Source organism: Achromobacter sp. FW305-C-13, assembly GCF_058783475.1.
In genome coordinates, this window is sequence record NZ_JBYSYN010000015.1 from 1 (window position 1) to 514 (window position 514).

General features: G+C 61.9%; 1 pseudogene. It reads right to left on the reverse strand.

From position 1 onward, the window contains the following. Window positions 1-276: 276 nt before the first annotated feature. Window positions 277-514: pseudogene (locus tag AC3WMU_RS29645) on the reverse strand (hypothetical protein); the annotation flags it as partial.

Below are 514 nucleotides of genomic sequence, written 5' to 3' on the forward strand. Positions count from 1 at the left end.
GACACTGGGTAGCCGGCAGATGGATGCGATCCAGAACGGAACGGGCACCCTGCAGGGCCGGCCAATTCCATCCGTAGTGGGTGCAATAACTGCTGCATCCGGCGCGTTTGCTTTGACGTCTCGCGGCGGCTCCGCTGGGGCCTCCATGTTGGTAACCGAACCTACGGGGTCGGCAAATTCGGACCTGGTCACATTTGACCTTTCCAGGGTTGCCCGCACGTCGGGCGAAACCCGGCCGGCGAACGCTGCGTTTCACCCTCGAATCCATGCCTAATTTCAAGCATGAATCCGGGGGTAATAGGCGGTGTTTAAACCGCGAGTTTCGGTCGAGGTTCTGGCGGCACGGGAGAGGTCGAACCTCGCGCGGTGGTAAGTGACATCCCCTGCACCGTATCCCCCACTGCCCGCAACCTGCATGGCAAACGGGCCGCTGGAAACGGCGACCAGGCTCGGGAAATCACCGACCGAACCAACCACATTTTGCAGGGCATCCGACTGGCGGCCTCCCAGCGGT